Origin of the sequence: Cedecea sp. AS113, from assembly GCF_037152415.1 — a bacterium.
Taxonomy (GTDB): Bacteria; Pseudomonadota; Gammaproteobacteria; order Enterobacterales; family Enterobacteriaceae; genus Cedecea.
Map to the genome: position 1 here is coordinate 388,036 of NZ_JBBCMI010000003.1, position 6,000 is coordinate 394,035.

A 6,000-nucleotide genomic window follows, 5' to 3' on the forward strand; every position below is an offset into this window, starting at 1 on the left:
GTTTAAAACAATCCATTCCAAACCCTCATTCTCTTGCGTATAGTAAGCAGCGTTTAATTGCATTACCGGGATGTAAAGTGAGTACAACGCTGTTTCGATGGCCGGTCCGTGTTTACTACGAAGACACAGACGCCGGTGGTATGGTTTACCATGCCAGTTATGTTGCTTTTTATGAAAGAGCACGCACAGAGATGCTGCGCCAGCACAACTTTAATCAGCATTCCTTGTTGGCGGAGCGTGTCGCCTTTGTCGTACGCAGGATGACGGTTGATTATCTTGCGCCTGCCCGACTCGACGATTTACTCGAAATCCAAAGTGAAATTACATCGATGCGCGGCACTTCTATGGTGTTTACGCAGCGAATAGTCAACGCTGAAAATCAGTTGCTTAACCAAGCTGAAGTGCTGATTGTTTGCGTTGATCCACACCTAATGAAGCCTCGTGCGCTTCCCAAGTCTATTGTCGCGGAGTTCAAGCAGTGACTGACATGAATATCCTTGATTTGTTCCTGAAGGCAAGCCTTCTGGTCAAATTTATCATGTTGATTTTGATTGGTTTTTCCATCGCATCATGGGCAATCATCATTCAGCGAACGCGTATCCTTAATGCCGCCAGCCGTGAAGCTGAGGCGTTTGAAGACAAGTTCTGGTCCGGTATCGAACTGTCTCGCCTGTATCAGGAGAGCCAGGGCCGCCGCGACAGCTTGAGCGGTTCTGAGCAGATCTTCTATTCCGGTTTTAAAGAGTTCGCGCGACTGCATCGCGCCAATACCCATGCGCCAGAAGCTGTGGTTGAGGGGGCATCTCGTGCGATGCGTATCTCGATGAGCCGCGAGCTGGAAACGCTGGAAACCCATATTCCTTTCCTCGGCACCGTTGGTTCCATCAGCCCGTATATCGGCCTGTTTGGTACGGTGTGGGGGATCATGCATGCGTTTATCGCCCTGGGCGCGGTGAAGCAGGCGACGCTGCAGATGGTTGCGCCAGGGATTGCCGAAGCGCTGATCGCGACTGCGATTGGTCTGTTTGCTGCTATTCCGGCCGTTATGGCGTACAACCGCCTTAACCAACGCGTGAACAAACTGGAATTGAATTACGACAACTTCATGGAAGAGTTCACGGCTATCCTGCACCGTCAGGCTTTTACCAGCAGCGAAAAGCAGTAACAAGGGGTAAGTCATGGCCAGACGCGGACGTGGTCGTCGTGAGCTGAAGTCAGAAATTAACATCGTTCCATTGCTGGACGTGCTGCTGGTGCTGCTGCTGATCTTTATGGCAACAGCGCCGATCATCACCCAGAGCGTCGAGGTGGATCTGCCGGATGCGACAGATTCTCAGACCGTCAGCAGTAACGATGAACCGCCGGTCATTATTGAAGTGTCCGGGGTAGGGCAGTACAGCGTAGTGGTTGAAAAAGATCGCATGGATCAGCTGCCGTCAGAGCAGGTTGTTGCCGAAGCGCAGCGCCGTCTGCAGGCGAATCCAAAAACGGTCTTTTTGATCGGCGGCGCAAAAGATGTTCCGTATGACGAGATCATCAAGGCGCTGAATCTGTTGCATCAGGCGGGCGTGAAGTCCGTTGGTTTGATGACACAGCCAATCTGATCCATTTCGCTTAAACCGTTTGGGAACCGAGAGTGTCAAAGGCAACCGAAGAGAACGCTAAATTAAAACGGGCGATCATCGTTTCAGTGGTGCTGCATATCATTTTGATTGCCATCCTGATCTGGAGCTCGTTTGATGAGCACATTGATGCATCCGCTGGCGGTGGCGGTGGTTCTTCTATTGACGCGGTGATGGTTGACCCGGGTGCGGTAGTGGAAAACTACAATCGCCAACAGCAGCAGCAGGCAAGCAGCAAGCGCGCCGCTGAACAGCGTGAAAAACAGGCGCAGCAGCAGGCAGAAGAGCTTCAGCAAAAACAGGCGGCGGAGCAACAGCGGCTGAAAGAGCTGGAGAAGGAGCGTTTAGCCGCCCAGGAGCAGGCAAAAGCGCAGGCCGAACAGCAGAAACAGGCTGAAGCGGCCGCGAAGCAGGCTCAAGAGCAGCAAAAACAGGCCGAAGCTGCGGCCGCAGCGGCGAAGGCAAAAGCGGACGCTCAGGCGAAAGCGCAGGCTGACGCGCAGGCAAAAGCTCAGGCTGATGCCCAGGCCAAAGCTGCGGAAGAAGCCGCGAAGAAAGCGGCTGCGGATGCTCAGAAGAAAGCCACTGAAGAAGCTGCTAAGAAAGCAGCTGACGCTGAGAAAAAAGCCGCCGCTGACGCTGCTGCTGCAGCGAAAAAAGCTCAGCAGGATGCTGAGAAGAAAGCTGCAGATGCTGCCGCTAAGAAGGCTGCGCAGGATGCGGAGAAGAAAGCCGCCGCTGAAGCAGCTAAGCAGGCTGCTGCTGAAAAAGCTGAAGCTGCGAAACAGGCTGCTGCAGAAAAGGCAGCGGCAGAAAAAGCTGCCGAGAAGGCCGCTGCTGACAAGGCTGCCGCAGCGAAAGCCGCCGCAGATAAGAAAGCGGCCGCCGACGCGAAGAAAAAGGCTGCTGCTGAGAAAGCTGCTTCTGACAAGGCCGCAGCGCAGGGCGTCGACGATTTATTCGGTGATTTAAGCTCAGGTAAGAATGCACCGAAAACGGGCGGTGGGGCGAAAGGTAATGCCGCAGCTGCCGCTGGAAAAGGGAATAATAAGAACAACGGCGCTAGTGGCGCGGAGATCAACGGCTATGCTGGTCAGATAAAGGCGGCGATCGAGAGTAAGTTCTATAACGATCCTTCGTTTGCCGGTAAGACCTGTTCGCTGCGGATCAAGTTGGCACCAGACGGCCTTCTGCTTGATATCAAGCCAGAAGGCGGTGATCCAGCACTTTGTCAGGCTGCCGTTGCGGCAGCGCGTCTGGCGAAGATTCCGAAGCCGCCAAGTGAAGCTGTTTATGAAGTCTTCAAGAACGCACCGATCGACTTTAAGCCTTAACGCGGTTTTCCCCGTCACGACGGGGAAAGCACACTAAGCTGAGTTACAGGGTTTTGGTAGTTTTGTGTATTTGGGTTTGTTAACATTCTGCTAAATTATCGTGGGCTTTTCGCCCGGATAAGGGAGATATGATGAAGCAGGCATTTCGTGTAGCGTTAAGTTTCTTAATGCTGTGGGCAGCAGTGCTGCACGCAGAAGTTCGTATCGAGATCACCCAGGGCGTGGATTCTGCTCGTCCAATCGGTGTGGTTCCGTTCACCTGGGCAGGCCCTGGCGCCGCGCCTGAAGATATCGGCGGTATTGTTGCCGCTGACCTGCGTAACAGCGGTAAATTCAACCCGCTCGACAGATCTCGCCTGCCACAGCAGCCGGGTTCTGCTCAGGAAGTTCAGCCTGCTGCCTGGACCGCGCTCGGCATTGACGCCGTCGTGGTAGGTCAGGTTACGCCAAACGGCGACGGCAGTTACACCGTGGCTTACCAGCTGGTTGACACCTCTGGTGCACCGGGCACGGTGCTGGCGCAGAACTCCTATAAAGTGAACAAACAGTGGCTGCGCTATGCCGGCCATACCGCCAGCGATGAAGTGTTTGAGAAGCTGACCGGCATTAAAGGCGCATTCCGTACCCGTATTGCTTACGTTGTACAGACCAATGGCGGCCAGTTCCCGTATGAGCTTCGCGTGTCTGATTACGATGGCTACAACCAGTTTGTGGTACACCGTTCTCCGCAGCCGCTGATGTCTCCAGCCTGGTCTCCGGACGGCAGTAAACTGGCTTATGTGACCTTCGAAAGCGGCCGTTCTGCGCTGGTTGTGCAGACTCTGGCTAACGGTGCAGTACGTCAGATTGCTTCGTTCCCGCAGCACAACGGTGCACCGGCGTTCTCTCCGGACGGTTCTAAGCTGGCGTTCGCGCTGTCTAAAACCGGCAGCCTGCAGCTGTACGTGATGGACCTGGGCTCTGGCCAGATTCGTCAGGTAACTGAAGGTCGCAGCAACAACACCGAACCGACCTGGTTCCCGGACAACCAAACCCTGGCCTATACCTCTGACCAGGCGGGTCGTCCACAGATTTATAAAGTCAGTATTAGTGGCGGTGCTCCGCAGCGTCTGTCCTGGGAAGGTTCTCAGAACCAGGATGCCGATGTCAGTGCCGACGGTAAAATTATGGTAATGGTCAGCTCCGCAAGCGGTCAGCAGCACATTGCCAAACAGGATCTGGTAGCGGGTGGCGTAACAACTTTATCGTCAACGTTCCTGGATGAAACGCCAAGTCTGGCACCTAACGGCACTATGGTAATCTACAGCTCTTCTCAGGGGATGGGATCCGTGCTGAATTTGGTTTCAACAGATGGGCGTTTCAAAGCGCGTCTTCCGGCAACTGATGGACAGGTCAAATTCCCTGCCTGGTCGCCGTATCTGTGATAACAATATTGATTATTAAAGGATCAAAGAAATGCAACTGAACAAAGTGCTGAAAGGGCTGATGATTGCTCTGCCGGTTATGGCTATCGCGGCGTGTTCTTCTAACAAGAGCGCCAACAATGGTCAGAGCGGTGAAGGTATGCTGGGTGCCGGCACTGGTATGGACGCTAACGGCCACGGCAACATGTCTTCTGAAGAGCAGGCTCGTCTGCAGATGCAACAGCTGCAGCAGAACAACATCGTTTACTTCGGTCTGGACAAATACGATGTTAGCTCTGAATTCGCTGCAATGCTGGATGCACACGCTAACTTCCTGCGTAGCAACCCGTCTTACAAAGTGACCGTAGAAGGTCATGCGGATGAGCGCGGTACCCCAGAGTACAACATCGCACTGGGCGAACGTCGTGCTAACGCTGTTAAAATGTACCTGCAAGGTAAAGGCGTTTCTGCAGACCAGATCTCCATCGTTTCTTACGGTAAAGAAAAACCTGCAGTACTGGGTCATGACGAAGCGGCTTACGCTAAAAACCGTCGTGCCGTACTGGTTTACTAAGAGAATCGCATGAGCAGTAACTTCAGACATCACTTGTTGAGTCTGTCGTTACTGGTTGGCATAGCGGCCCCCTGGGCCGCTACTGCTCAGGCGCCAATCAGTAGTGTCGGCTCAGGCTCGGTCGAAGACCGTGTCACTCAACTCGAGCGTATTTCTAACGCTCACAGTCAGCTTTTGACCCAACTCCAGCAGCAACTCTCCGATAACCAGAATGATATTGATTCCCTGCGTGGTCAGATCCAGGAAAGTCAGTATCAGCTGAATCAGGTTGTGGAACGTCAAAAGCAAATTTTGCTGCAGATGGATAGCCTTAGCGGCGCTGCGGCGGGAGCAGGGCAACAGCCTGCTGCCGGTGCATCCCAGACTGCCACGCCGGACGCAGGGGCCTCTAACGCGGCGCCTGCGGCCCCAGTGCAAGGCGGTGATGCTAATAGCGATTACAACGCTGCTATCGCGCTGGTGCAGGATAAATCGCGCCAGGACGATGCTATCAATGCGTTTCAGTCCTTTGTGAAGAAGTATCCGGATTCAACTTATCTGCCTAACGCCAATTACTGGCTGGGTCAGTTGAATTACAACAAAGGCAAAAAGGACGATGCGGCGTTTTATTTTGCCTCCGTGGTGAAAAACTACCCGAAATCCCCTAAAGCGCCGGACGCCATGTTTAAGGTTGGCGTGATCATGCAGGACAAAGGCGACGCTGCAAAAGCGAAAGCCGTCTACCAGCAGGTCGTTAAACAGTATCCCAATACTGACGGTGCAAAGCAGGCTCAAAAACGTCTGAATGCGCAATAATGCGTGCGGCCTGACCAGATATCGTCGCTTTTCTGGTCTTGCCGTGCGAAACATAAGCAGTTGAGCGATCTGCGTCAAAATTATTGTTGCGTCAAAATCTTAAATCAGTAATATATGCCGCCGTTGCCAAGGGATACTAAACAAACCCAAAGTGACGCAAAAGTGGGTCGTTAGCTCAGTTGGTAGAGCAGTTGACTTTTAATCAATTGGTCGCAGGTTCGAATCCTGCACGACCCACCACTTTAAAGTAGTAAGCAGTAGCAAGGCGTGAA

The 6,000-nt window shown here is 53.3% G+C and carries 7 protein-coding genes and 1 tRNA gene; all 8 read left to right on the forward strand.

The window, feature by feature from the left end; all coding sequences use genetic code 11:
- The first annotated feature begins 77 nt into the window (after positions 1 to 77).
- The 8 genes from ybgC to WFN87_RS05830 all read left to right on the forward strand — a co-directional run bounded on the left by ybgC (position 78) and on the right by WFN87_RS05830 (position 5,968).
- Positions 78 to 482 carry a tol-pal system-associated acyl-CoA thioesterase gene (ybgC, locus tag WFN87_RS05795; protein WP_008456156.1) on the forward strand — a complete coding sequence of 135 codons (405 nt, stop codon included), beginning with the start codon at positions 78 to 80 and terminating at the stop codon, positions 480 to 482.
- On the forward strand, positions 479 to 1,165 hold the full coding sequence (tolQ, locus tag WFN87_RS05800; RefSeq protein ID WP_008456164.1) for a Tol-Pal system protein TolQ: 687 nt from the start codon (positions 479 to 481) through the stop codon (positions 1,163 to 1,165). Before ybgC ends, tolQ begins: the two co-directional genes overlap by 4 nt.
- A gap of 13 nt (positions 1,166 to 1,178) precedes the next feature.
- Positions 1,179 to 1,604 carry a colicin uptake protein TolR gene (gene tolR, locus WFN87_RS05805; protein WP_008456166.1) on the forward strand — a complete coding sequence of 142 codons (426 nt, stop codon included), beginning with the start codon at positions 1,179 to 1,181 and terminating at the stop codon, positions 1,602 to 1,604.
- A 32-nt stretch (positions 1,605 to 1,636) separates the two neighbouring features.
- On the forward strand, positions 1,637 to 2,956 hold the full coding sequence (gene tolA / locus WFN87_RS05810) for a cell envelope integrity protein TolA (protein ID WP_039291240.1): 1,320 nt from the start codon (positions 1,637 to 1,639) through the stop codon (positions 2,954 to 2,956).
- A 131-nt stretch (positions 2,957 to 3,087) separates the two neighbouring features.
- Positions 3,088 to 4,380 (forward strand): Tol-Pal system beta propeller repeat protein TolB, encoded by a 1,293-nt coding sequence (gene tolB, locus WFN87_RS05815; protein ID WP_008456170.1) that lies wholly within the window; start codon positions 3,088 to 3,090, stop codon positions 4,378 to 4,380.
- A gap of 31 nt (positions 4,381 to 4,411) precedes the next feature.
- The gene (pal, locus tag WFN87_RS05820) at positions 4,412 to 4,933 is read left to right on the forward strand and encodes a peptidoglycan-associated lipoprotein Pal (protein ID WP_008456172.1); all 522 of its coding nucleotides are present in this window, start codon (positions 4,412 to 4,414) and stop codon (positions 4,931 to 4,933) included.
- A gap of 9 nt (positions 4,934 to 4,942) precedes the next feature.
- The gene (gene cpoB / locus WFN87_RS05825; RefSeq protein WP_008456174.1) at positions 4,943 to 5,728 is read left to right on the forward strand and encodes a cell division protein CpoB; all 786 of its coding nucleotides are present in this window, start codon (positions 4,943 to 4,945) and stop codon (positions 5,726 to 5,728) included.
- Between the two features lie 164 nt (positions 5,729 to 5,892).
- Positions 5,893 to 5,968, forward strand: a tRNA-Lys gene (locus WFN87_RS05830).
- The last annotated feature ends 32 nt before the right edge of the window (positions 5,969 to 6,000 follow it).